The organism is Rubritalea profundi (genome assembly GCF_002954445.1).
Taxonomy (GTDB): Bacteria; Verrucomicrobiota; Verrucomicrobiia; order Verrucomicrobiales; family Akkermansiaceae; genus Rubritalea; species Rubritalea profundi.
Genome location: NZ_MQWA01000001.1, coordinates 2,562,033 through 2,586,022 on the forward strand (window position 1 = coordinate 2,562,033; position 23,990 = coordinate 2,586,022).

Consider the following 23,990-nt stretch of genomic DNA (forward strand, 5'->3'; position numbering starts at 1 on the left):
CTTTGATGTTTAGCAGAATCATTTCCATTCTATTGGCTGGTAGTTCCTTTTGTTATGCCCAGCAAGGGGACAAAAAAGGACAAGTCCAGCACGATCCAATACCGGCATCGAAGATTCCACCTTCACCACTACTGAATCAAGCTGATGCGCTCAAGTCATTCCAATTGGCTGATGGATTTGTGATAGAACCGATCATTGAGGATGCAAAAATCAATATGCCCGTCGCTTTGGCCTTTGATGCAGGTAGCCGAGCTTGGGTGGTGGAAATGACTCAATACATGGTGGATCTCGACGGTAACCATGAGGAGTTGGCAACGGGAAAAATCAAAGTCTTCGAAGATACTACGGGAGATGGGAAGTTAGATAAATCTACCGTCTTTCTAGATAAGTTAGTCATGCCGCGCGCTGTCGCGGTAACCACCGATGGAGTACTATTTGCTAGCTCCGGAAAGCTACAATTTATCAAACGTAATGGGCTCAAGCCTATCGGTGAACCTGAGGTGATCGACGCTAGTTACGCAGTGGGAGGCAATGCTGAACACCAAGCAAACGGCCTACTCCTAGCACGTGATAACTGGTACTACAGCGCGAAGTCTGATAAGCGGTTCCGTAGAATCAATGGCAAATGGGTGATGCAGAAAACTGCCTTTCGTGGGCAGTGGGGCATTGCTCAAGATGACTTTGGTAGACTATTTCACAACAACAACAGCACCTTGCTGGTCGGTGATCAGTACCGGCCAAACCTTTTTAGAAATATACCAAGCTTCACGCCTAAGTACAGAATGTCTAATCGGGCGACATCGAACAAAGTGTTTCCTATTCGGATGACACCAGGTTTGAACAGAGCCTACCAAAAGGGAACCTTGGATAAAGACGGAAAGTTAGTCAACGCGACAGCGGCTGCAGGTATGGCCATTTACAGAGGTGAAAACTTTCCAGAATCTTATTATGGTTCAGGGATCACGACTGAGCCCGGTGCTTTCTTGGTTAAATTGATCGATCTAGACCGTGGTGCTGATAATAAATTGCAAGGAAAGTTTCGTTACGAGGAGAGTGAGTTTCTCGCATCCACTGACGAATGGTTTCGGCCAGTCAACGTCTATACCGCGCCAGATGGCTCGCTATGGATTATCGATATGTATTTTGGCCTACTTCAGCATAAAGCGTACATGACGTCTTATCTCAGGAAGCAGTACGCCAGTCGAAAGCTCGACAAGTCAATGTCTAACAATGGGAGGTTGTACCGTATTCGATATGCTAAGAATCCACTGAATAAAGCGCCAAAACTTTCTGGTAAATCTGTCGATGAGCTGATCCCTTATTTATCACATGAAAACGGCACAGTGCGAGATACCGCTCAGAGGTTACTAGTTGGCCTAGTGCAAGATCCAGCTCAGCAAAAGGCGTTTACCGAGGCGGCCCTTTCGAAGCTTTCTGGAGAACATGCCAAACTCCACGCCCTTTGGGTGTATGAGTCCACTGGATCAATCTCAGTAAGCTTTCTTAAGCATTGCCTTGAGGCCGATGATTTTGAGCTGAATGCCGCGGCGCTTGAGCTAGCTCATCTCGCTGACAGCCCAATCGATAAAGAAATTTTAGCCTTCCAGCCCAAATCACAATCTGCTCTTTCAGTAGTCTATGCTCTAGGCCGACTTGGATCTGAGCAAGGCTACGTCAGAGCTCAAGAACTGATCGCTCAATTCTCGAAACAAGTCGGTTTGTTAGCCGCAGCCTATGTCAGTGGGCTCGGCAGCAAGCTCCAGCTATCGAAAGATTGGAGTGAACCAAAGGATAAGAACCTGACGAAGCTATTAGAGCTCGCTAGAGGATCTCTAGACAAATCAAACGTGGCAAAGGCACCGAAAGTGCCGAAGTCTGCCCAAGCAAGATACGATCACGGAAAGAAGCTCTACCTAGGAAGTGCTACATGCATGGCCTGCCACGGCATGGAGGGCCAAGGGCAAGCTGACTTGTTCCCACCCCTTGCTCCATCAGATTGGGTCAATGGTGACCCTAGCAGGCTAGCGAAAGTCATTCTGCACGGTCTCGAAGGCCCAATCAAAGTAAATGGAGTTCCCTTCAAAGCTGCGCAAGCTATGCCGAAGTTTGTCCAGCGCTCTGACCTGACGGATGAAGACTTAGCGTGTGTTATGACCTACCTTCGTTATATGAAAGGCAACAAAGGCGGCGTCGTGAAAGCAGAGCTAGTCAAAAAAGTGAGAGCTGAGACAAAAGGCCGTACCAAGAATTATACGCAAGCCGAGTTGATGAAATAATTGCCCAGCTTCCGAGTGAGCAACTTAGCTAATACCATCTTCACAGTTATACTGGATCAATAGAGTTGTTCTAATTCTTTGTAATTGCAGCGGAGCTGATTTTGAGAGCGCGAAACAATCTAGCTATATTAGCTTCGTTAGTAGTCAGTTGCATAGCTCGCTATGCGTCCTCCTCCTCCTGCCTCGATACTCTCACCATCTTGTTTCGCTATTGATCCACTCTAACTATTCAAATGGTATAAGCTGGACCACAGAAAAAATCAAAGGCGAGTACGCTCTGATGGGTAGCTGAATGACTGGCTATACCTTTTACCATGTCCAGCGGGGTATAGAAAAGCCCACAATGCCGGGAGATGGCAATGTGGGCTTTACTTTAAAGAGTTCTCTGAGAGAGAGAGTTACTTAACTGGAATGGGTGAACCAGCTGCCTTTTTCACAGCGTCATCAACGGACTTTTTTGCAGATTCTGTAGTTGAATCTACTGTGTCTTTAGTTGCTTTAGTTACGCTATTGACTGCATCAGTAGCGGCAGACTTAGCTATATTTGCAGTTGCAGCAGTTGCAGCAGTTGCAGCAGTTGCAGCAGGTGCAGCAGGTGCAGCAGGTGCAGCAGGTGCAGCAGGTGCAGCAGTGTCAGTAACGATGACTTCAGTTTTAGTATTAACTGATTTTTCAGCAGCTACTGTTGTCTTTTCAGCAGTATCGGAAACAGTTTTCTTAGCTTCTTCGCAAGAAACCATTACAGCAGCAGATGCAGCACAGAGGAGGATAGATTTGAGTTTCATAGTTGTGTGTAGTTTTGAGGTGGCTCACTTGATTGTGGTTGCCACACTCGCTAGAGGTACAGCCATAACCCCACAAACCGAGAAAGAGAAGGTATTTCTGATTATCTGCAAAATTTGAGGATCAAGTCTCCCAGCGCTCGATCTTATCGTTGAGCCACTTGATCCACGCAGGGTGGGTGTTGAGGCATGGGATAAGCTCGTATTCTTCACCACCAAGGCTAAGAAATTGCTCTTTGCCTTCCATCGCAATTTCTTCGAGAGTTTCTAGGCAATCTGTGATGAATGCAGGACAGATGACTTTAAGCTTTTTGACCCCTTCTTTAGCGAGGCGCTCGATTTCAAAATCAGTGTAGGGTTTGAGCCATGGATCTTTGAGTAGACGAGATTGGAACGAGATCGTGACATCGTCATGGTGCAGGCCGCCCTTAGCCATCAGCGCGTAGGCAGCAGCATAGCATTGGTGGCTATAGCAAGTAGCATGCGCTGGGTGCGGAGTGTTGCAGCAGTCCTTTGTCTTGAGGCAATGGTCGTGAGACGGGTCAGTTTTCTGGACGTGGCGCTGGGGGATGCCGTGGAAGGACATCATCAGATGCGCTCCAGATCCTTCATAGCTAGGTCGGATGGATTCCCAGAGAGCGTCGATGTACTGAGGGTCTTTGTAAAATGGCTGAACGAGGACAGTGTTGATCTCTGCCATTCCTTGCGCACGCAGCTGTTCCATTAGTTCGACCACTGCGGATTCGTAGCTGGACATAGCATACTGTGGGTACAGTGGGATGATCATGAGGTCGTCAATGTCATCTTTTTTCATTTCGGCGACGATCGACTCGGTCGATGGATTACCGTAGCGCATGCCAAGGTAGATGGGTGTGTCCGTGTTCTCCTGTACCAGTTTTTGCTGTGCGACACTGGTGACGACGAGAGGTGATCCTTCATCGGTCCAGACCTTGTCGTAGGCCTCGCCAGCTTGCTTCGGGCGTCTTGGCAAGATGATAAGCTTAAGCAAGAGTTTACGAAAAATCGGATTCAGATCGAGTACGCGATCGTCTGAGAGAAATTGGTCTAGGTAGGTTCGAACATCCTCGAAGCTAGTCGAGTCTGGGGAACCTAAATTGAGAAGAATGACGCCTTTTTTTGCCATAATATGTGAGTGATTTTAAGAGTGTTGAACGCCTTTTAGTTTTGTTAGCTGCTATGTTCTACGGTTGAATTTACTAATTCGCAAATTGTTAGGAAGAAATTTTCTCGGTGAGTTTGATCCCGCTGATAATGCAGTCGCCAACGGAGATGCCTCCGCGGTAGTTTCCAGAAAAATGGATACCTGAGAACTTGCGTTCGCATTGTTTGAGTTGCTCAAGGATCGAGCTGTATCCGATGTTGATCTGAGGGATCGCTTTCTCCCAGCGGACTAGGCTGCTGAAAACGGGACTGCCTTGGATGCCAAGGAGGCGGCGAAGTTCATCCATGGCTGAGGCTTTCATCGCACTCTCACTCATTTTTCCATGTTCTGGAGTGCGTGAGCCTCCGAGCATGATGTTGATGGTGACACAGTCGTCTGGAGCTCTACCAGGGAAGAGCGTGGAGGTGAAGAGCGCTCCGAGGATCTTTGATTTCTCGTTGAGAGCATTGAGCATGCCGAAGCCGTCTAGCGGGTGCTTAACCTGGCTACGTTTGAAGCCTAACATCATGGAGGCTACTGGTGGGTAGTCGAGATGGGGGACGCGCGAGATGGCATCTAGGACTTTCTCCTCAAGCGGTAGCTCTTCTAACTTGTGGGCTGGCACGGTGATGATGACATCGCTGAAGCTACCTTGGCCGATAGTTCCATTTTTACCCTTCCAGTCGATGTGCCAGCGCTTGGTTTTCTTGTTGTAAGAAATGCCACCGAGCTTGGTGTCGAGGAAGAGAGTGCCTTCTTCGAGAAGAGCGGCAATCCCCTTGGGCAGAGATTCCATGCCATTCTTGAAGGAAATGATTTCGCGCTTTGCTAGTCGATTGGTGTCGCCCTTGCCTGTTTTTATTTCACGAGCTGTCTTGAGCATCCCTTTGAAAAGTGATCCATGCTCTTGCTCTAGAGCAAATAGACGAGGGAAGGCGTAATTGGTAGAAAGCCTGTTAGGGTCGCCGGCATAGATGCCATTGACGAAGGGGCCAGCGGCTTTTTCTAGCATTTCTGGTCCCAGCCGGCGCCGGACAAAGTCCGCAAAAGATTCGCCGCCAGCTTCGGCGGGGCGCTTGGCGATGAAGGGCTCCTTGGCAAGGCGGAGCTTAGCCTTGAAAGAAAAGAGTGAGCAGGTGAGGAAGCTCGCGGGGGAACTGGGCAAGGTGTTGAGTTTTCCCTGGTGTATGACAAAGCGTTTGTTGGCAGCCTTATTGGCGACGAGGACTTCAGAGCTTAAGTTTGTTTTCTGAATGAGGTTTTCAACCCTTCTGTCATTCACCATCAGTGAATTTGGTCCATGCTCATAAAGAAAGCCATCCTTAGTAGAGCTCTGAATTACACCACCAATTCTGGAGGAATTCTCGAAGACGACGACGCTGTGCCCAGCTTGCTGTAAATGATATGCGGCACTGAGCCCGGTGATTCCGGCTCCAATGATAGCAACATGCTTACGTTCTGTGTTTTGTTCCATTATGGGGAAATTCGCTGCATATTGCATGCGTGATAGAGAGTACATATTCAAGTACGATCATTTACGCAACCTAAACTTCTCTACCTCTCTACCTTCAATTCTTAATAATCTTGCTCGTTAGTTGAGATCTACGGCCCATGCCAGCCTGCTTTATTAATTGATCCTACGAAACTGTGAATTTTATAAGCCTCTCTCAGAGGGGTGAAAAGCTCGGAAAGGTGAATTTACTACTAGTTTACCTCATACAGTACGCGAGTGTCGGGCTGAGGATTGGGCCAGATGCGCATCAAAGTGCATCGCGATGTTGCGGATGAAGAGCGTTCCTTGTGGAGTCACTTGGAGTTTGTTGTCTGAAGTCGTTAGGAGCCCGTCTCGTTCCATTTCAGTGAAGCTATGGAGCTCGTCCGCGAAGTACTCTTTGAAGTCGATTGCTAGATCGCTTGAAAGTTGGGTGTAGTCGAGCGAGTGGTCGCACATCAGTCTCATAATGGTGGTGCGACGGATGCGATCGTCCTCGGTGAGGATGTAGCCCTTTTCGGTGGGAAACTGATCGACGCTCAGTTTCGCGGTGTATTGCTCGAGGTCTTTGACATTTTGCCGGTAGCTGTTGGCTGTCTGAGAAATGGAGGAAATTCCGAATGCGCAGATTTCGACATCTTTGAATGTCGAGTAGCCTTGGAAGTCGCGCTGCATCGTTTTGTTGCGCTGAGCGACTGCGAGAGAGTCGTCGACTTTAGCGAAGTGATCCATTCCGATATATTGGTAGCCGCTGGAGGTGAGTTCCTGAATGATCACGCCGAGCATCTTGATTTTAGCCTCGGCAGAGGGGAGCCCGTGGCGGTCGAGAATTTTCTGAGCAGTTGCAATCCAAGGAACGTGGGCGTAGGAGAAAATTGCTAGCCTGTCTGGATCGTATTGGAGGACGTGACGGATGGTGGTGCGAATTGTTTCGGGTGTTTGATAGGGGAGCCCGTAGATGAGGTCGATGTTGAGAGAGTTGATGTCCGCCTCGCGAGCCCATTGGATGGCTTGGCGATTTTGCTCGTCGCTTTGCACGCGGTTGACTGCTTCTTGCGTCTTGAGCAGGATGTCTTGCATGCCGAAGGAGACTCGGTTGACTCCGAGACGGCGGAAGGCTGAAATGTGCTCTTTAGTGAGGCGGCGCGGGTCTAGCTCGGCACTGATTTCAGCATCGTCGGCAAAGGTGAAATTCTTGTGCAGGTAATCGGAGAACCTGTCGATCTGATCGGGAGTTAGGTAGTTCGGCGTGCCACCACCGAAATGGAGTTGCTGGACGAGTCGTCCAGGCTGAGAGGTTTCTAGGTAGACGTCGATCTCTTGCTCTAGCTGGTCGAGGTAGGCGTCAGCTGGCTCGCGGCCACGGCTGATGATCTTGGTGCAGCCACAGAAGTTACAAAGCGATTGGCAAAAGGGGATATGGAAATAGAGCGACAGTGGGCCTGTTTCGAGACTCGCCTCATGGCGCAGATCTTCGAGGTCAACCGCGTCGGAGAACTGTGGCGCTGTCGGGTAGGATGTGTAGCGCGGGCCAGGTTTGTTGTATTTTTTAACGAGTCCGAGGTCAGGTTTCAGCATGCGAGGAATTTGTGCCAGTAGCGGGTATATCGCTTCGCATATCCTGTGCTGGCTAGAACAAGATATGCAAGGGTGATAGTTGTGATCTTAGTCAAATTACGAGCCAGCAGCGAAGTTGTGGTCATCTATCTCCAGCACTCAGAGATAATTTTAGAATGGTGGCACGCTTCGTAGCACTAGTTTTTGGCAAAGCTATCCCTGTTTCTATTCCATTTTAATCCGAGTAAAAAAGAGGCTTCGTCATGATCGACGAAGCCTCTTTGGTGGAAATATTTATGGGCGTGAAGTTATTTTTGGACTTCAGCGTAGGCCCAGTCGAGCCATGGGATGAGTGCCTCTAGGTCTTCGCTGTTGACGGTAGCTCCACACCAGATGCGGAGTCCAGCTGGGGCGTCACGGTAAGCGCCGATGTCATAGGCTGCGTCCTCTGCGGCGAGGAGCTTGATCATCGCTTTGACCTTGTCGGCAGCGAGATCGAGGGTGAGGCAGACAGAGGTGGTGGACGCGGTGGCTGGGTCCACAGCTAGGTTGTTGGCCCAGTCGCGCTCAGCCACGAACTTATCGATGACTGTTGTGTTTGCATCTGCACGAGCGATCATGGCAGGAAGTCCACCAATGGACTCAGCCCAGTCGAGTGCGTCGATGTAGTCGACGACGGCGAGCATGGATGGTGTGTTGATGGTTTCACCACGGAAGATGCCAGCATTGATTGAGTCGCCTTTGAGGAGACGGAAGATTTTTGGAAGCGGACGATCTGGCTTGAAGGACTCGAGTCTAGCGACTGCTTTCGGGCTGAGGATGATCATGCCGTGACCACCTTCTCCGCCGAGAACTTTCTGCCAAGAATAGGTGGTGACATCGAGCTTTGCCCATGGGAGATCCATGGCGAAGGCTGCAGAAGTGGCGTCACAGATGGTGATGCCTTCGCGGTTATCTGAGATCCAGTCTGCATTGGGAACGCGCACACCTGAGGTCGTGCCATTGTAGGTGAATACGACGTCGTTCGCTGGGTTGACCTGAGAGAGGTCTGGAAGAACTCCGTAGTCCGCTGTGATTTCGTTTACTTCGGGGAGCTTGAGTTGCTTGGTGATGTCAGTGAGCCAGCCTTTACCGAAGGATTCCCAGTGGCAGACGTCGACTGCGCGCTCACCGAGAGTGTGCCAAAGGATCATTTCCACGGCGCCAGTGTCAGATGCAGGGACCAGGCCGATGAGGTAGTCATCAGGAATGTTGAGGATCTTGCGGGTTTTATCGATTGCCTCTTTCAGCACAGCCTTGCCGATGGCTGAGCGGTGTGAACGACCGAGGCATTCTGTGTTCAGATTAGCTAAGTTATAGCCAGGTCTTTTGGCACAAGGACCTGAGGAAAAAAATGGGCGTTCTGGTTTGGTAGTTGGTTTTGACATTTTCTTGAATGTTAAAGAGTGAAAATTTTATAGCGCTAAAGAATTGCTACTCTCTGAGTGAAGGTGCGTCAACATTGGGTTCTGGCAGCATTGAGTTATTGGGGAGCTTTTCTCAGAGGATCATACTCTGAATTCAATCTTGAGTATTTACGCTAGATAACCTAAGTCTAACGAGTCACCTAACAGAGCTTAGTTTTTGAGTTGCTCCCAAACTAAGGCCTCGAGCCCAAGCACTCATTTTTAAATTGAGAACCCCGATCGCATATCAGTCTGTCACAGCCGTTATTGGTCGTTTGGTTTGTAAACGGACTTGTGTGTAAAGTTCTAGGTGCTGTTCCACGTCATGAAGCTATTGTAGCACGTATTCTAGATCATGATTATGCGCATCACCTTATGATCATGATAGGTCTGTCAGAAATGGTGATGGCAGCCTGGGTCTGGTCGGGGAAATGGAAAAAGTTGAATGTCTGGACGCAAATCACACTCGTAGCTGTGATGAACACACTGGAGTCTTTAATCGCTCAAGATCTGCTGCTGTGGTCGAGATGGAATCTAGTTTGGGCTGGGGTGTTTATCTCGATCGTATATTTCAATCATCGAGTATCTAAACGAATATGAGTATCTTAAAAGAACACCCATTCGGCGTAAAAGCTCACTTTGATCAGTCGCTGGTTTTGACTTATGCCGTGCCCGCTGATCAAGTTCGCAAGCTAGTGCCAGCGCAGCTAGAGCTAGATCTTTATCAGGGGAAAACTGCCTTCTTAGCTGTCGCATTAGTAGAAACTAGAGCAATGCGCCCTCGATTGTTCCCCTCATTTCTCGGGAGGAAATCCACTCTGTTAGGGTATCGGGTATTTGTACGTTATAGAGGCGAGGATGGTAGAAGGCGTAGAGGCTTATATATACTAGGGTCTGAAACGGACTCCCACTTCATGGTGAGGACTGGTAATCTAGTGACACGATATTGCTATTCACATGTCGATATTGACTGGCTGAAGCTCGCCAATGGACAGCAGAAAATATCCACTAACATGGGGCTTAAGATCAAAGTTGGCGGTCTGTCAGAAAATGCTCAGCTCCCCAGGGAATCACCATTTCCAGACTGGCGACAAGCTCGTAGGTTTGCGGGTCCTATGCATTTACATTTAGCTATGATGCCGAAACGCAAACCATGGTTACCGTGGAAGGCGTTAGAAACAACTGGACTCCAGCGCCTGTTGAAATCCTAGAACACGAGGTGCCATTTCTTGAGGGATATTGTTTTAGTTCCATAAAGCTAGCCAATGCCTTTGTCGTTAGGGATGTTCCTTATGAGTGGAAAAAAGGCGTATCAGAATCTTTTTTATGAAAAGAACTCGTTATCAGGGCGTCTTAAATATTGTAAGATTTAACCCTTACTTTTTCATCACAGCATTAGTAGCAGGGTTACTAATTTTCACCTCAATATGGATCTTTTCAGGCTGGCTCTCTATTTTATTAGGCCTATGTCTGGTGGCGCTGCTATACTCGTTGGTCGTCTCGTTAGCTGTTTCACATTGGATTTATGATTTATCAAAAAATTTTATAAACTACCATGGGTCAGAGATACCCCTTCAGACCGAGAGTCTACATGGCTAAATATCAATGTAGGCTTTGATGAAAGCACTCCTATACTTAGGAATCATTTTCCGCATGCTAGACTGAGAGCGATGGATTTCTATGATCCTGTTAAACACACTGAGGCGTCGCTAGCCCGAGCTAGGGCCATTTATCCGCAGCCGGAGGAGACCGAAAAAATTGCGTCTCACTCGATACCAGCTGAGGACGTTTCTGTGGATAGGATCATCGCCATGTTTTCTCTCCATGAAATCCGGGACAGAGAAGAGCGAATAACCATGCTAAGCGAGCTTCATCGTGCGCTGGCTGAAGATGGTGAAATATACATCACAGAGCATCTGTGTGACATACAGAATTTTACAGTTTATTCGCTAGGAGCAATTCATTTTCATTCTAAAAAAGAGTGGCTGAGTAATTTCCGCGAAAGCAAATTTGTGGTTAAGCAGGAAATAAAAACGACACCATATGTAACAACCTTTATCCTCACCAAATTATGATATTTTTAATATAGCTGATAGGATACGGATTAGTCGTTCTAGCTTTCATTCACGCGGTGTTTCCAAAAATTTTTGACTGGAAGCGTGAGCTGCCATTGCTAAGCCTAGTTAACCGTCAGCTCATGACCGTGCACACATTTTTCATAGCGTTCACTGTGTTTCTAATGGGCTTGCTCTGTGTTAGCTCTGCGGAATTACTGCTGCATACAGAACTGGGTAGAAGAATTCTGTGGGGGCTATCTTTCTTCTGGTTCACAAGACTCATCACGCAGCTATTCCGGTATTCTCCTCAGTTATGGAAAGGGAAATGCCTAGAAACGCTCGTGCATATTATTTTAATCATTTTGTGGTCAGTAATCACAGCTATCTTTGCATTCGGCGCGATGAAGTAGAGAGGGTTGACACCCCTGCCTACGATCAATTCCGACGACACTTGGAGTAGCTCAAATGATCCGGTTGAATTTTGGATGAAAGAGGCCAGTTCATTTTTAGATTTAAGTTGTAGTGAGTAAGCGCAGAGAGATAAAGTCTAACGCATGAGATTATTTTGCTGCATGTGTTTCGCTACTCTATTGATGCTTGGGGCTTCTGAGGCTAAGAATACAGTAAAACTCAAATGCAGCATTGATAAATTAGTTTATCTTCCCGCAGCATACCAGGTTGCATCTGACGATTTAGAAAGTTTATTTGATAAAGGTAACTATAGAAAAAATCCGTACTTTGAATGGCTCACTTTGAAAAAAGACCGAGCTATATTTAAGAGGAATAGATCTCAAAGTTTTAAAATCGATCTCACGATGTTAGCTGGTGAGGTTCCTATAGATGAGGCCGTGCTTGATTTTGAGAAAGGTAAGTTTCTAGGAATTACAATTTCTGTTTTTAACTGGGGAGATGGTGGATCGATTGTCCAAACAGAGTTCCAGAGGCGCTGTGATCTTATAGGTAAGCACCTTAGTGAACAGTTAGATACGAAGCCCAAGAAGAGAGTTGGTAATATCAAAAAGGGTATTATGACAAGCGGTTACGTGTGGGAGTCCCCACGAGGTAAGGCGATACTAGAGTATAATTTAGGGGCTCCAGGTAGGATTGAATTCGTTCGGGTACGACTCGCTACAAAAGCATCTAAAGGAATTTATGCCGCCGCTATGAAAGAGCGTTCACAAGCAACAGTGAGGAAGTCTAGTCTTACTAGGAATGTAGTGAAAGAAGGTGGTAATGTATATATTGAAGGAATTCCAATGGTGGATCAAGGCGCTAAAGGTTACTGTGTGGTAGCATCAGCACAGCGCCTGTTCGAGTACTATGGTATTGCTTGTGACATGCATCAGCTAGCGGTGCTTGCTCAATCAGATCCAAGGCAGGGAACGAGCACCTTACTTATTAACCAACAACTAGGCGCAATTGATTACCTTTTTAAAACAAGGTTCACCTGTCTCGCTGTCCGTCATAATAACGGTTTATTTCAGCTCAAAGATGAGAAATATGTAGGTAAACCAGTGGACGAAAAAAAGTTTCATAAACTCATTCGCACGAATATAGACGATGGCATTCCTTTACTTTGGTCGTTAATGCTCGGTGTGGCTGAGGAAGAGCCTAACTTAAATCCTCAAACCAGCGGTGGTCATATGAGAATGATTATCGGATACAATGATGAGACCGAAAGAATCATTTTTACGGATTCGTGGGGTGCTGGACATGAATTTAAAACGATAGGATCGAAAGATATTTACAAGGTGACTCAAGGGGTTTTTCTGATGAAGCCGACGACTAACTAAAAGCTGATTTCCTTGCTCCTCAAATTACTTGAGTATTGATTAATGTGCATCTGGAAATTCTCCCCCAGCCGTCGTTTCAGCAAAGTATTGTATGGGACTGTGCAGGGACGTAACTACTAGGTGTATGGAGAGAAAGCAGTAGGAACCTTCCTTAAGCAGCACGCTCAGCATTTATATAGCCTGATTGGTCTACCTGAGTAATTAGTTGAAAGAGCTGTCCCTCGTGGTGACTTTTATGTGCTGAAAGTAATCTGTACAGGATTCGTGTATAGGGGTAACTTTCAATAATCATCAAGGACGAAGGAGTATTGAACATGAAAAGAACACTAATCAAAACTATAGTTTGAGTGGAAAAAAGGCGTATCAGAATCTTGTTTACGAAAAGAACTCGTTATCAGGGCGTCTTAAATATTGTAAGATTTAACCCCTACTTTTTCATCACAGCATTAGTAGCAGGGTTACTAATTTCCACCGCGATATGGACCTTTTCAGGCAGGCTCTCTATTTTATTAGGCCTATGTCTGGTGGCTCTACTATACTCGTTGGTCGTCTCGTTAGCTGTTTCACATTGGATTTATGATTTATCAAATATTTATAAACTACCATGGGTCAGAGATACCCCTTCAGACCGAGAGTCTACATGGCTAAATATCAATGCAGGCTTTGATGAAAGCACTCCTATACTTAGGAATCATTTTCCGCATGCTAGACTGAGAGCGATGGATTTCTATGATCCTCTTAAACACACTGAGGCGTCGATAGCCCGAGCTCGTGCAATTTATCCGCAGCCCGAGGAAACTGAGAAAATTTCGTACCACTCGCTACCTGCTGCTGATGTTTCTATAGATAGAATCATCGCCATGTTTTCTCTCCATGAAATCCGGGATAGAGGGTAGCGAATAACGATGTTGAGAGAACTTCACCGTGTACTAACTGAAGAGGGTGAAATTTATATTACGGAGCATCTCCGAGATGTGTCGAATTTTGCTGCCTATGCGCTAGGTGCATTGCATTTTTACTCAAAAAAGAATGGCTGAATAATTTAGAGAAAGCAAATTGGTGGTTAAAACTGAGGTGAAAACGACACCATTTGTAACAACCTTTATTCTAACAAAAGGATGCTATTTTTAATACCATTGATCGGTTGCGGTTTAGTGGCTTTGGCTCTGATTCATGCGGTGTTTCCAAAAGTATTCGATTGGAAGCGCGAGTTGCCATTGCTCAGCCTAGTTAACCGTCAGCTCATGACTGTGCACACATTTTTCATAGCACTCATGGTGTTTTTGATGGGCCTGCTCTTTGTGAGTTCTGCGGAATTGCTGCTGTATAGCGCGTTGGGGAGAAAAATACTTTGGGGGCTATCGTTCTTCTGGTTGGCACGACTCATCACCCAGCTGTTTGGGTATTCACCAAAATTATGGCAGGGTAAGCATCTAGAGACGCTAGTTCATATTGTTTTCATCTTCTTGTGGTCAGCCATGACTGTGATCTTCGCACTTGGAGCAATGACGTAGTTTTGCTGGATGGTCATGCTCGTGTGCCTTTATTCACAACTTTCAATGGCTGGTTTTAGAATTTCCCAGACATTTTCTGCGACTAGAGCTTGGCCTTCTGCAGTGGGGTGAATGCGATCGTCTTGATTGAGTTTTTCTACTCCGCCGACTCCTTTTAGAAGAAAGGGGATGAGAGCTGATTTGGATTCTTTTGCGGCATCGGGGAAGGTAGTTTTGAAGGCTTCTACGAATTCTTGGCCCATGTTGTCGGGCATTTCCATGCCGGCAATGAGGATCAGGACTTCGGGGTTTTTACTGCGGGCTTTGCAGGCGATGCCGAGCAGGTTCTTTTTCGTTTCTGCGGGTGGGATTCCTCGGAGACCATCGTTACCGCCCAGAGCGATGATGAGTATATCGGCTCCCTTTCCCATGGCCCAAGCGACCCGCCTGAGTCCTCCGGCGGTGGTGTCTCCGCTGACTCCGGCGTTGGATACCGTGTAGGGGAGTTTGACCTCATCGATTTTTTTTTGAAGAAATGCCGGGTAGGCGAGTTTCGGGTCGAGACCGTAGCCAGCGGTAATGCTATCGCCGAGGACGACGATGCGTTTGTTTAACTCGTTTGCATTCGAGGGTTCTTCGGCTAGTAGTAAACTGCCTGCAGCCAGTAGTAGGCTGATCCACAAAGTTCTCAAAAATGTATTCTCCATCTAAAATTAGTCTAGATTCCGCGCCTGAGGTTGTCAAACGACCCATTCTTAAAGTTTCGGGGCTGCGGAAGGTGCATAAAACAGCAGATCACGAGCTGACGGTTTTGAAGGATGTGAGCCTGAGTTTGGATGCTGGCGATACGATGGCAATTGTGGGGCCATCGGGGAGTGGTAAGACGACCTTACTGGGGCTTTGTGCGGGGCTGGATGATGCCAGTGCTGGCTCAGTGGAACTTGACGGGATGGCGATTGAGGCAATGAGTCAGGACGAGCGGGCTGCTTTGAGAAATCGGCTAGTGGGTTTTGTTTTTCAGAGTTTCCAGTTGATCCCAACGCTGACGGCGATTGAGAATGTGTTGGTGCCGCTCGAGCTACGTGGCGAAACTGGCAAACAAAAGGAGGCCGAGGAGTTACTGACTGAAGTTGGGCTGGGTGACCGGCTAGATCATTATCCATTGCAGCTTTCTGGCGGGGAACAGCAGAGGGTGGCATTGGCCCGTGCATTCATTCATAGCCCAAAAATTTTATTTGCAGATGAACCGACTGGCAATTTGGATTCCGCGACCAGCGAGCCGATAGTGGAGATGCTTTTCCGTCTAAACCGAGAGGCTGGGACGGCGTTGGTGCTGGTGACTCATGATCTATCCTTGGCGGCGAAAGCCCGACGAGTGGTGACAATGAATGGCGGAGAAATCATTAAAGAGGAGGTGAATGGAAAGGTCTAATACCAAGCGGTTACCTCGTAGTCTGTGGACGGCATTGTTTCATCCGTGGGTCTGGCGGATGGCTTGGAGAGATAGCCGGTCGCAGCGATTGCGGTTGTTGGTTTTTTCGCTGGCGATAGTTGCAGGGGTTGCAGCTCTCACTGCAATTCACTCACTCAAGGAGAGTGTTGAAAGAGGGATTTCCGCTGAGGCTAAGTCGCTTCTAGGTTCAGATCTTAAAATCTCCTCGAAGAAGGCTTTTGTCGAGGGTGAGTTGGCTGGGCTGACTGAGAGCGCTGAGGAGTTTAGCAGAGAAACCAGTTTCCCGACGATGATGCGTTTCCAGCCAAAGCTGGATGGCGGCGGGAGCCGTTTGATGCAGATGCGTGGGGTCGAGGAAGGATACCCGTTTTATGGAAAGGTGGAGACTCGGCCGGTGGATGCCTGGGATAAACTCCTAGCCGGAGGTGCTGAAAGCGGAGTGTTGCTAGAGCCCGCGGTGCTAGATCAATTTGGAGTTAAAGTGGGTGATGAAATTCAGATTGGGGAAATCCGTTTGAGAATTATTGGGGTGGTCGATAAGCCTGCACCACGTGGCAGTCGGTTTAGCGGATTTGCGCCCGAGGCTTATGTTCGCTTGGCGGATTTAGAAAGTGCTGGGTTGCTGGGGGCCAAAAGTATGGCGAACTTTACCGTGCATTTGCAGATGGCTGGAGCTGGTTCAGCAGATGAGTTGAAAGAGGCGATCCAGGAGGGCTTTCCTGAATCATTTTGGCGGATAGAAACGCCAGAGGATCGGAGCGAAAACTTGGGGGATGCGCTGGATAACTTCCAACAATTTCTGGGTCTGATAGCTCTGGCTTCGCTAGCATTGGGGGCAATAGGTGTTGCTGGAGCTGTGCATGCACACATTACTAGACGTATTACAACGATTGCTATTTTACGTTGTCTGGGATGTCCCGGCCATCTTGCATTTGGCATTTATTTAGCGCAGGCGCTTGCGCTTGGATTGTTCGGAGCTTTGCTAGGCGCTGGGTTAGGAATTGGGATGCAGCTGGGCTTGATCGTAGCCTTTCAGGATCAACTTCCTGTCTCAGTAGCTGCTGTTACTGAGTGGAAGATTGCGGGGCAAACGGCTGCGATGGGTTTTGCTGTTTGCTGTGGGTTTGCCCTTCTACCCTTACTAAGGATTCGTGAAATTTCACCGGCGGTGACGCTTAGAAATGGGGCTCGCCTCAAAGGCAGTGTGCTGCGGAGATTGCCGGTCTATGGATTTTTGGTGGCGCTGCTTCTTGCGGTGGCTTACAGCAATGACCCCAGATGGAAGAGTGTGCTGGCGCTTGTCGGGGGCATGCTGATAGCCTTTTTATCCTTGCTCGTAGTGGCGAAGTTACTGATGTGGTTGGCGCGCAAATTGGTAGGAAAGCACTGGCCATATCTACTGCGCCAGGGAATCTCGAATCTCTATCGGCCGGGGAATCAAACATTGCTTTTTTTACTTTCTCTGGGACTCGGGACATTTCTTTTGGTGACGGTGCTTTCAGTTGGAAATATCTTGAATGATCGACTCACGCTTGATCATGCTGGGAATAGTCCGAACTTGTATTTGATCGATGTTCAGCCAGATCAAGAGCTGGGTGTCCGCGAGGTGCTAAAAAATGATGGGCTGCCGGTATTGGAAAGTTCACCAATGGTGACGATGCGGATCGAGTCGATACGTGGGGTGCCAGTGGCCGAGGCTATAGGCGTACCAAAATGGGTGGCTCGCAGGGAGTTTCGTTCGAGCTATCGTGACTATTTGAACCCTACCGAAACTCTGGTGGCTGGAAAGCTCGCTACAGATCGAGCAAATGCTGACGAACTTGTGCCAATATCTCTAGAGGAAAAAATTGCGATGGATATGGGCGTGGGGATCGGCGATGAAATGACGTTAGATATTCAGGGGGTTTCTATTCGGACTCAGGTGACAAGCCTGCGGCAGGTAGATTGGAGTCAGTTTAACCTAAACTTTTTCATGATCTTTCCTCCGGGAGTTCTTGAAGATGCACCGGGGTTTCATGTGGTGACTACACGCACGCCTTCTCCTTCAGCTTCCGGCGATTTGCAACGGCATTTAGCTGACAGTTATGCTAATGTGACGGCGATTGACCTGACCCAGATTCTAGAATCTATCCGAGATATTCTAGGGAAGATTTCTGCGGTGGTCTCGGTGCTAGCTGGATTTACCGTGCTGGCAGGGTTGCCAATTTTGATTGGAACGCTGCTGAATGGTCGCGATGTGCGACTGAAGGAAAGCATGCTGCTGCGGACCCTAGGGGCTTCGGGGAGGCAGGTCAGAATGATTTTACTGATCGAGTACACCACGCTCGGTGTGCTCTCAGCGCTGACTGGCGTGTTGCTCGCAGTTGTGGCGAATGCAGCCTTGGCAATTTTCGTATTCAAGGCTGATCCGTGGCCAGATGCTGGGCTCGTTTTAGGCGCCGTAGGAATTGTGACAGGAATCTCTGTGCTAGGTGGGCTGCTGGTGAGCCGTGGGGTAACGAATAATCCACCGCTAGAGGTTTTACGGGGTGGTTAAGCAGGCTACTGCACTCAGTTAAGGCAACCTCCGCTCAGCCGTCATTTGAGTGGAGCTACTAGTTTTTTGCATTTCTAGTTGTCTTTATCGGTCAAGGTTTGGCGATTTTAGGCGGAGAGGCAGTCTATGGTGTGTGGGGTTTTTGTTTATTCTGGGCGTCGGAGCCCAATTGATCGGGGTTTCACGGGATTATCCCTGCAAGGAGGCATACCTATCCATATTGTAAGTCAAATTGCATAGGGCGTTGTGCTGACTCGCTCTTTTGATTCCTATTCGCCGAAAGAGGTCTGACTTCATGTGTTTCATCCTGCCAAACACGTGCTCTACCCGCACTCGAATACGGCTGACCTTCTTGTTGTAAATCTGATCTTCATCACTCAATGGCGAGTTTCTATTCGCTTTGAGCATCGTGAAATCTTCGAGATTGCGCTTGAGTAGGATGTCTTCGTTGGTCTGAGATTTATAGGCGCTATCACTTAGGACGGCTTTATCCTTTTCATCTAAAAGAACCTCAAAAACTTGGCTGTCGTGAACGCTTGCGGTCGTTGTCGCATAAGAGTCGATAAGTTTACTTTTAGCATAAACCTTGGCGTGATTCTTGTAGCCAAAGTGAGTTTTATTATTCTTTTTTGTCCAGCGAGCATCGCAGTCTTTTTGAGCGCCCTTGGGTGTGTCTTTTTCAAAGCCTTCGGGACGATTCCCTTCTTTGATCTGCTTATTTTGATCTCTTGTATTCCTTTGCTTCGGAGTTTCAACAAAGCTGGCGTCGATGATGCTGCCTTCTTTGGCTACTAAGCCTTGGGCATCGAGAAGCTCACGAAAACAGGTAAATAGTTTATTGCTTCCATCGCGTTGGTCACGCTCGATGAGTTCCTTGAAATCCCAAATCGTGTTGGCATCAGGAATGTCGTCGCCCATCTCAATATCGAGAAAGTTTATGAAGCTGATTCTGTCACCGATATGAAATTCAGTGGCTTCATCACTTAGTCCGTGAAAGCTTTGCAGGATTAGAATTTTAACCATCAGCAGTGGGTCAAAAGGCAGGTTGCCCCCTTTGCTCCAATCTTTAGTTTTGTAGCCTGTGACCTCTTCAAGAACAGGTCTAAAAGAATTCCAGTCTATGGCCTTTTTGAGTTTCAGCACCCCCCGCTGAAGCTTAGCCATCTTTTGTTGATGACCAATGGATGAGAACAGGTTACCTCCCTAGCTATGGTTACGAAGCTTCATAGCCGATTGTGCACTGATGACGGCTGTTAGAGAATGTCATATTTTACAAAACGGCTGCCGGGGGTCATCTTAAGAGGCTTCGCAGCATTATGCGCGTTGTTAATTACACAGCACGGTATCCATTTTACTTCCGACTTGTGCAACTACCACACCACTCTAACTAACCCAATGGAATGATTTCCATTGGGTTATGTGTGGTAAGTATTTCAGCTACAAGGCTGTTGAGTCAGTCTTCGGTAGTTAGCTTCTTTGGTGAGTCGATTACTCCATCTATGGCTTATGATTATGGATGTGGTGGGAAACTGGTGTATCCCTCTGGTCCTGCAGATGACCAAAATGACGTGTCAGCGTCGTCTGCTAGGGGTAGTTTTTTACTGAATCGTGTGGGCAGGTCAGGATTGGATATGAAGGGGCGACCAAATGTAATGATGTCAGCATCACCGTTAGCTATCGCTTGTTCTGCGGTTTCCTCAGTGTAGCCACAGTTGCCGATGATGGTATTTTTGAAGACCTTGCGGAAGTCAGCGAGAGTCATAGGCTCACCTAGTTCGTGGAAGCCGAAGGCAAGTCCGTCCATAACGTGGAGGAAGCCGATATTGAGCTGATTGAGCAATTTCGCGGCGGCAGTGTAGGTTTCGATGTAGTCGGGGCTGCCCATATCATTAAAGACGCCATTCGGTGAGAGACGCACACCTACTTTGTTCGCAGGCCAAACCTCGAGGATTGCCTCGGTGATCTCTTTTAAAAGCCTCAGCCTGTTTTCTAGTGACCCGCCGTAGTTGTCGTTACGTTGGTTGGTCTTGGATTCTAGAAATTGATTGAGTAGGTATCCATTTGCTGAGTGGATTTCTATACCATCGAAACCAGCTTCTTTGGCGCGAATGGCTGCTTGCTTATAATCTTGGATAGTTTGCGTGACTTCAGCTGGACTGAGAGCTCGTGGCGTTTCGTAGTCTTTTTTCCCCTCTGGTGTGTGGATTTCATCGCCATTTATTTTGATTGCTGAGGCTGATACTGGCGGCTCACCAGCGTGAAAGCTGGAGTGAGATGCGCGGCCACAGTGCCAAAGCTGAAGGACGACCGGGGTGTTGTGCTGGTGGAGTGCTGAGCAAATCTTTTTCCAGCCTTGAGTTTGCGCATCGTTGTAGATTGCGGGGGAGTCAACCCAACCAATTCCTTGCTTGTTTACCACGGTGGCTTCAGCAATGACGACTCCTGCGGATTCGCGTTGCACGTAATATTCGCTCATGAGACTATTTGGAATCCGGTCTGATCCAGAGCGTCCACGAGTGAGTGGAGCCATTGCTACCCTGTTCGATAGTGTGGTTCCTAGGAATGAGTATTCTGAGAGCAGATTGGGTGAGTTGGACATGGCTTGCTTTTGTTTTTTATGAGTGACTATTGATTGGCCGACGGGCGGATTCAGATACCAATGAAATCGATGGTGGATGCATTTTCAATTGTACCGCTTATGCTGGCTCAAAGATGTGTCAAACGATGAATTGCTGAGGCTGAGTCTTGGACTTATCCTCCGCCACCTTATTGGGGGCAAATTTCACTAGTCCTCAAGCCTTGAATTATTGAAAAATGGGATTAGGCTATTCTGGGTAACCTAATTTTCATCTAGATCAAAAATGGACAAACAAACCATCATCGTCAGCGTATTACTAAGCCTAGCCATCCTTTTCATTCTCTGGCGGTGCTACATCGCTCTGAAACGTTATTCCTGCTGCGGTAGTTGCGGATGTGACCTCATGACAAAGAAAGAACGCAAGGTGTTCAATGCCAGAAATGCCAATCCTGTAGACCAAGGAAAAGGGAACCCGTAGATTTTAAGGTGATCCGCGGAGCCGGGTAGAGTTTGGCAACCATAGAGTAAGAGTGGGAGCATTTGGGTTGTCATCGACACTGCTGGACGTATGCTTTAGATTTTATGGCCGGTAAGGAAGTAGCTGCAGTTGAGATTGTTGATTTGGTGAAGGAATATCCTTCGTCATTCCGGCGTAAGATGTATCGAGCCGTCGACGAGGTTTCGTTGCGCATTGAGCAAGGTGAAGTCTATGGGCTGATCGGGCCCAATGGCTCGGGGAAATCGACGACCATGAAAGCTCTATTAGGCCTAGTGGCTCCAACCAGTGGGCTGTGTAAGGTTTTCGGTTGTGATTCAATGAAGGTGGATGCGCGACAGCACGTTGGCTTTCTGCCAGAGAACCCTTATTTTTATAAACACCAGACGGCTGAGGAGACTTTGAAGTTTTACGGCAGGCTGTGTGGGATGCGCGGCAAGCAGTTGGCAATGCGGATCGATGCTTTGATCGAGCTGGTGTCGCTGCAGGACGCTCGCAAGCGGCGACTCGGTGGGTATTCCAAAGGGATGCTTCAGCGGGTGGGCTTAGCGCAGGCGATGATCCAGGAACCTCAATTGCTGGTGCTGGATGAACCGACTGCGGGGGTTGATCCCGTCGGGTCGAGACAGATTCGCAATCTGATATTTCAGTTGAAGGAGCAAGGTGTGACTGTGTTCTTGTGCTCACATCTGCTAGAGCAGGTGCAAGAGGTTTGCGATACAGTGGGTATTATCTTTAATGGTAAAATGGTGCAGCAGGGAAGCCTTTCGGAGCTGACTTCTGTGGATAGCCATACGGAGATTTTGGTCGAGGATATGGATGAAGCCACATTAGCAAAAGTGCGAGAGGTGATCGAACAAGGCGGAGGCGAACTTCTAGCCTCCGGAGCACCACGTAGAAGCTTGGAAAATTTATTTATTGAGATAGCAAATCAATGTGGAGAGGAGGCCCGATAAGATGTCAAAAATAGGATTTATCTCAGCTACGCGGATTTCGGTGATCGCTGGCCACACCTTTACTCAGTTAGTACGGATGAAGGTGTTTTACTTTCTCGTGGTGTTTGCGGTGATCGTTCTTGCGAGCCAATTTGTGGACATGAGCACGCTCGGTGCGGTGAAAGCTGTGGAGCAAAACCTACGGGTGATGAAGGGGGCTGGGTTCTTCGCCATGAATATGTTCTCGGTGATTTTAGCGCTTTCAGCTACGGCGTTGTTGTTGCCCAAGGATATTGAAGACCGGACGCTCTACACGATTTTATGCAAGCCGGTACCTCGGCTCGACTACTTGATTGGTAAGTTGTTGGGGGTGGTGGCTTTGGTGACCGTTGGCTTGTTAGTGATGGATGGGCTGTTCTGTTTGATTCTTAATATCCGTGTTGAGGCGATGGTGGCGGAGCAGGCTGATCTACTAACTAGGATGGGGCGCTCGGCTGAAGTGATAGAGTCTCATGCGGCTGCAATTCGTGAACAAGGCGTGACCTGGAGTCTGCAGGCTGGGGTTATTGCCGTGCTTCTAAAGGCGATAGTGGTGGCTTCAATCGCTTTGCTAGTTTCCACCTTTTCCACCTCTACTATTTTCACGATTATTATCACTGTGGTGGTGGTTCTCATTGGGCTTATTCAGGCCGAGGCCAGAGATTACTTCCTCCAGCAACAAAGTTTGGGGATGAGTTCGCCAATGTTAGAAATGACCCGGTGGATCTCTTTGTTATTCCCTGACTTTAAATTATTGGGAATCGAAGATGGTGTGATCAATGGTGAGCGAGTCAGCTGGTCCTTATTAGGCCGAGTGAGTCTCGCTGGAGTCCTCTATGCGGCGATCTATACGGTTCTCTCTTGGTTTGTCTTTAGACGAAAGGAATTGTAATGAAGTCGGCACTTAAATTCCTAGTCGTGCTAGCTGTACTCGCTTGTGTTGGCTGGCTGCGCATGCCGTTTGAGCAAAGGCTCAGCCTGGACTTGACCGAAGCACACTTGCTCTCACCATCGTTTGATCGAGAATCTCGTGCGAGCCTTAGCCAAAAAGGTTTTGTGGCTTCTTTCGGTAGTCTGAGGCCGATGCTGGCTGCTTTTACAGCTCTCTCTACCACCAAACACCATGGGAATAATGACTGGGAGAACCTCGAGCAAGCGATCGAGACCACGGTCTTGCTCGACCCCTACAATGGTTACTATTGGGATCTTGGGGCATGGCACTTAGCTTACAATGCTTCGACCTCAAGTTTGGAAAATGATGGACTAGCGCCACTCCAAGCGAAGCAGCTATTTGAAGAGTATATCCATAAAGGCGACAATCTCTATACGAGGGGGATAGCGGCGAACCCCAATGACATTCAATTGAGGTTGGAGCGCGCGCGCTTGTGGTCGAGTCGACATAAAATTGAGGACTACCCCAAGGTTGCTCAGATCCTGAGAACGACTCTCTCAGAATGTGAACTGAGTCTGAGGCAGCGTCAGAGGATTCGAGCTGACTTATTCTATACTCTATTGAGAATCCCTCAGAGGGTGAATGAGGCTTACATTTTAGGGCGCGAGCTCTATGAGGAATCCGCTCAGAACCATTTCCCGTCATTGCTTAATGGGCTTTGTGCTCTACAGATGCATCCATGGGTAAAGGTGGATGACCCACTGAGTCTTCCTCAACTTTATAGTTCAAGGACCGATGCCATTAAGCATCTAGGCAACTATTTGAACGATAATGATAGCCACAAACCGCGTTACGGAGTCCAAGATTTGTTGGATAGAGTGAGTTCGGTCGATCACTAGTGGTTAAGGAGAGGTCAAATTTCTATTTTTCTGATGAGTTAGAGTAGCTAGAAGCATTTTTTTCTTTTCCTTTGTACGACTTAAGTGCATTGCTTTGTTTACCTA

20 protein-coding genes are annotated in these 23,990 nt (G+C 47.9%); 12 read left to right on the top strand and 8 right to left on the bottom strand.

From position 1 onward, the window contains the following. Positions 1-5: 5 nt before the first annotated feature. Positions 6-2,276, top strand: coding sequence for a DUF7133 domain-containing protein (locus tag BSZ32_RS11205; RefSeq protein ID WP_105043491.1), 2,271 nt, complete (start codon positions 6-8; stop codon positions 2,274-2,276). A gap of 398 nt (positions 2,277-2,674) precedes the next feature. Here the strand turns inward: BSZ32_RS11205 and BSZ32_RS18875 are convergent, their stop codons facing one another. From BSZ32_RS18875 to BSZ32_RS11230, 5 genes are all read right to left on the bottom strand, one after another. Then, positions 2,675-3,061, bottom strand: coding sequence for a hypothetical protein (locus BSZ32_RS18875; protein ID WP_165788797.1), 387 nt, complete (start codon positions 3,059-3,061; stop codon positions 2,675-2,677). 121 nt (positions 3,062-3,182) lie between these two features. Beyond that, positions 3,183-4,202: a ferrochelatase gene (hemH, locus tag BSZ32_RS11215; protein ID WP_105043493.1), complete on the bottom strand. Its 1,020-nt coding sequence runs from the start codon at positions 4,200-4,202 to the stop codon at positions 3,183-3,185. 88 nt (positions 4,203-4,290) lie between these two features. Continuing rightward, positions 4,291-5,694, bottom strand: coding sequence for a protoporphyrinogen oxidase (gene hemG, locus BSZ32_RS11220; protein ID WP_165788798.1), 1,404 nt, complete (start codon positions 5,692-5,694; stop codon positions 4,291-4,293). A gap of 240 nt (positions 5,695-5,934) precedes the next feature. Further along, the gene (gene hemN, locus BSZ32_RS11225) at positions 5,935-7,290 is read right to left on the bottom strand and encodes an oxygen-independent coproporphyrinogen III oxidase (RefSeq protein ID WP_105043495.1); all 1,356 of its coding nucleotides are present in this window, start codon (positions 7,288-7,290) and stop codon (positions 5,935-5,937) included. A 287-nt stretch (positions 7,291-7,577) separates the two neighbouring features. After that, on the bottom strand, positions 7,578-8,696 hold the full coding sequence (locus tag BSZ32_RS11230; protein WP_105043496.1) for a phosphoserine transaminase: 1,119 nt from the start codon (positions 8,694-8,696) through the stop codon (positions 7,578-7,580). A gap of 285 nt (positions 8,697-8,981) precedes the next feature. On the opposite strand from BSZ32_RS11230, the gene BSZ32_RS20365 reads away from it, so the two are divergent. The 5 genes from BSZ32_RS20365 to BSZ32_RS11260 all read left to right on the top strand — a co-directional run bounded on the left by BSZ32_RS20365 (position 8,982) and on the right by BSZ32_RS11260 (position 14,078). Beyond that, positions 8,982-9,314, top strand: a complete 333-nt coding sequence (locus BSZ32_RS20365) for a DoxX-like family protein (protein ID WP_343125945.1) — start codon at positions 8,982-8,984, stop codon at positions 9,312-9,314. After that, the gene (locus tag BSZ32_RS11240; protein ID WP_105043498.1) at positions 9,311-9,925 is read left to right on the top strand and encodes a DUF2071 domain-containing protein; all 615 of its coding nucleotides are present in this window, start codon (positions 9,311-9,313) and stop codon (positions 9,923-9,925) included. The genes BSZ32_RS20365 and BSZ32_RS11240 overlap by 4 nt, the downstream gene beginning before the upstream one ends. Positions 9,926-10,384: 459 nt before the next feature. Continuing rightward, positions 10,385-10,789 carry a class I SAM-dependent methyltransferase gene (locus tag BSZ32_RS11245; protein ID WP_105043499.1) on the top strand — a complete coding sequence of 135 codons (405 nt, stop codon included), beginning with the start codon at positions 10,385-10,387 and terminating at the stop codon, positions 10,787-10,789. A gap of 554 nt (positions 10,790-11,343) precedes the next feature. Beyond that, positions 11,344-12,564: a C39 family peptidase gene (locus BSZ32_RS11255; protein ID WP_165788799.1), complete on the top strand. Its 1,221-nt coding sequence runs from the start codon at positions 11,344-11,346 to the stop codon at positions 12,562-12,564. A 1,118-nt stretch (positions 12,565-13,682) separates the two neighbouring features. Further along, entirely contained in the window at positions 13,683-14,078 is a 396-nt protein-coding gene (locus BSZ32_RS11260; RefSeq protein ID WP_105043502.1) for a hypothetical protein, read from the top strand. Positions 14,079-14,107: 29 nt separating this feature from the next. Here the strand turns inward: BSZ32_RS11260 and BSZ32_RS11265 are convergent, their stop codons facing one another. Next, the gene (locus BSZ32_RS11265) at positions 14,108-14,764 is read right to left on the bottom strand and encodes an arylesterase (protein ID WP_105043503.1); all 657 of its coding nucleotides are present in this window, start codon (positions 14,762-14,764) and stop codon (positions 14,108-14,110) included. Here BSZ32_RS11265 and BSZ32_RS11270 point away from each other — a divergent pair. Both BSZ32_RS11270 and BSZ32_RS11275 read left to right on the top strand, forming a co-directional pair. Further along, complete coding sequence (locus tag BSZ32_RS11270; protein ID WP_105044837.1) at positions 14,752-15,489, top strand: ABC transporter ATP-binding protein; 738 nt, start codon at positions 14,752-14,754, stop codon at positions 15,487-15,489. The two genes, BSZ32_RS11265 and BSZ32_RS11270, sit on opposite strands and share 13 nt — an antisense overlap. A 58-nt stretch (positions 15,490-15,547) precedes the next feature. Next, positions 15,548-18,046 carry an ABC transporter permease gene (locus BSZ32_RS11275; protein ID WP_165788800.1) on the top strand — a complete coding sequence of 833 codons (2,499 nt, stop codon included), beginning with the start codon at positions 15,548-15,550 and terminating at the stop codon, positions 18,044-18,046. A gap of 189 nt (positions 18,047-18,235) precedes the next feature. Here BSZ32_RS11275 and BSZ32_RS11280 read toward each other — a convergent pair whose 3' ends face one another. Together BSZ32_RS11280 and BSZ32_RS11285 are read right to left on the bottom strand one after the other, a co-directional pair. After that, a complete protein-coding gene (locus BSZ32_RS11280) occupies positions 18,236-19,210 on the bottom strand; it encodes an IS5 family transposase (RefSeq protein WP_105043505.1) in 975 nt (324 codons plus the stop codon). Between the two features lie 346 nt (positions 19,211-19,556). Then, positions 19,557-20,645, bottom strand: coding sequence for an alkene reductase (locus BSZ32_RS11285; RefSeq protein ID WP_105043506.1), 1,089 nt, complete (start codon positions 20,643-20,645; stop codon positions 19,557-19,559). Between the two features lie 262 nt (positions 20,646-20,907). Between BSZ32_RS11285 and BSZ32_RS11290 the strand changes: the two genes are divergently transcribed. The 4 genes from BSZ32_RS11290 to BSZ32_RS11305 all read left to right on the top strand — a co-directional run bounded on the left by BSZ32_RS11290 (position 20,908) and on the right by BSZ32_RS11305 (position 23,885). Next, complete coding sequence (locus BSZ32_RS11290) at positions 20,908-21,102, top strand: hypothetical protein (protein ID WP_105043507.1); 195 nt, start codon at positions 20,908-20,910, stop codon at positions 21,100-21,102. A gap of 104 nt (positions 21,103-21,206) precedes the next feature. Continuing rightward, positions 21,207-22,076 carry an ABC transporter ATP-binding protein gene (locus BSZ32_RS11295; protein WP_105043508.1) on the top strand — a complete coding sequence of 290 codons (870 nt, stop codon included), beginning with the start codon at positions 21,207-21,209 and terminating at the stop codon, positions 22,074-22,076. A gap of 1 nt (position 22,077) precedes the next feature. Then, complete coding sequence (locus BSZ32_RS11300; protein ID WP_105043509.1) at positions 22,078-22,986, top strand: ABC transporter permease subunit; 909 nt, start codon at positions 22,078-22,080, stop codon at positions 22,984-22,986. Next, on the top strand, positions 22,986-23,885 hold the full coding sequence (locus tag BSZ32_RS11305) for a hypothetical protein (protein ID WP_105043510.1): 900 nt from the start codon (positions 22,986-22,988) through the stop codon (positions 23,883-23,885). Before BSZ32_RS11300 ends, BSZ32_RS11305 begins: the two co-directional genes overlap by 1 nt. Positions 23,886-23,990: the final 105 nt, after the last annotated feature.

Bases quoted from the DNA above. Each gene is read 5' to 3' on its own strand.
- hemH (WP_105043493.1), bottom strand. From the start codon at position 4,202: ATGGCAAAAAAAGGCGTCATTCTTCTCAATTTAGGTTCCCCAGACTCG.
- BSZ32_RS11265 (WP_105043503.1), bottom strand. From the start codon at position 14,764: ATGGAGAATACATTTTTGAGAACTTTGTGGATCAGCCTACTACTGGCT.
- BSZ32_RS11295 (WP_105043508.1), top strand. From the start codon at position 21,207: ATGGCCGGTAAGGAAGTAGCTGCAGTTGAGATTGTTGATTTGGTGAAG.
- BSZ32_RS11275 (WP_165788800.1), top strand. From the start codon at position 15,548: ATGGCTTGGAGAGATAGCCGGTCGCAGCGATTGCGGTTGTTGGTTTTT.
- BSZ32_RS11230 (WP_105043496.1), bottom strand. From the start codon at position 8,696: ATGTCAAAACCAACTACCAAACCAGAACGCCCATTTTTTTCCTCAGGT.
- BSZ32_RS18875 (WP_165788797.1), bottom strand. From the start codon at position 3,061: ATGAAACTCAAATCTATCCTCCTCTGTGCTGCATCTGCTGCTGTAATG.
- BSZ32_RS11205 (WP_105043491.1), top strand. From the start codon at position 6: ATGTTTAGCAGAATCATTTCCATTCTATTGGCTGGTAGTTCCTTTTGT.
- BSZ32_RS11245 (WP_105043499.1), top strand. From the start codon at position 10,385: ATGGATTTCTATGATCCTGTTAAACACACTGAGGCGTCGCTAGCCCGA.
- BSZ32_RS11255 (WP_165788799.1), top strand. From the start codon at position 11,344: ATGTGTTTCGCTACTCTATTGATGCTTGGGGCTTCTGAGGCTAAGAAT.
- hemG (WP_165788798.1), bottom strand. From the start codon at position 5,694: ATGGAACAAAACACAGAACGTAAGCATGTTGCTATCATTGGAGCCGGA.
- BSZ32_RS11290 (WP_105043507.1), top strand. From the start codon at position 20,908: ATGGACAAACAAACCATCATCGTCAGCGTATTACTAAGCCTAGCCATC.
- BSZ32_RS11305 (WP_105043510.1), top strand. From the start codon at position 22,986: ATGAAGTCGGCACTTAAATTCCTAGTCGTGCTAGCTGTACTCGCTTGT.
- BSZ32_RS11240 (WP_105043498.1), top strand. From the start codon at position 9,311: ATGAGTATCTTAAAAGAACACCCATTCGGCGTAAAAGCTCACTTTGAT.
- BSZ32_RS11270 (WP_105044837.1), top strand. From the start codon at position 14,752: ATGTATTCTCCATCTAAAATTAGTCTAGATTCCGCGCCTGAGGTTGTC.
- BSZ32_RS11300 (WP_105043509.1), top strand. From the start codon at position 22,078: ATGTCAAAAATAGGATTTATCTCAGCTACGCGGATTTCGGTGATCGCT.
- hemN (WP_105043495.1), bottom strand. From the start codon at position 7,290: ATGCTGAAACCTGACCTCGGACTCGTTAAAAAATACAACAAACCTGGC.
- BSZ32_RS11260 (WP_105043502.1), top strand. From the start codon at position 13,683: ATGCTATTTTTAATACCATTGATCGGTTGCGGTTTAGTGGCTTTGGCT.
- BSZ32_RS11285 (WP_105043506.1), bottom strand. From the start codon at position 20,645: ATGTCCAACTCACCCAATCTGCTCTCAGAATACTCATTCCTAGGAACC.
- BSZ32_RS11280 (WP_105043505.1), bottom strand. From the start codon at position 19,210: ATGGCTAAGCTTCAGCGGGGGGTGCTGAAACTCAAAAAGGCCATAGAC.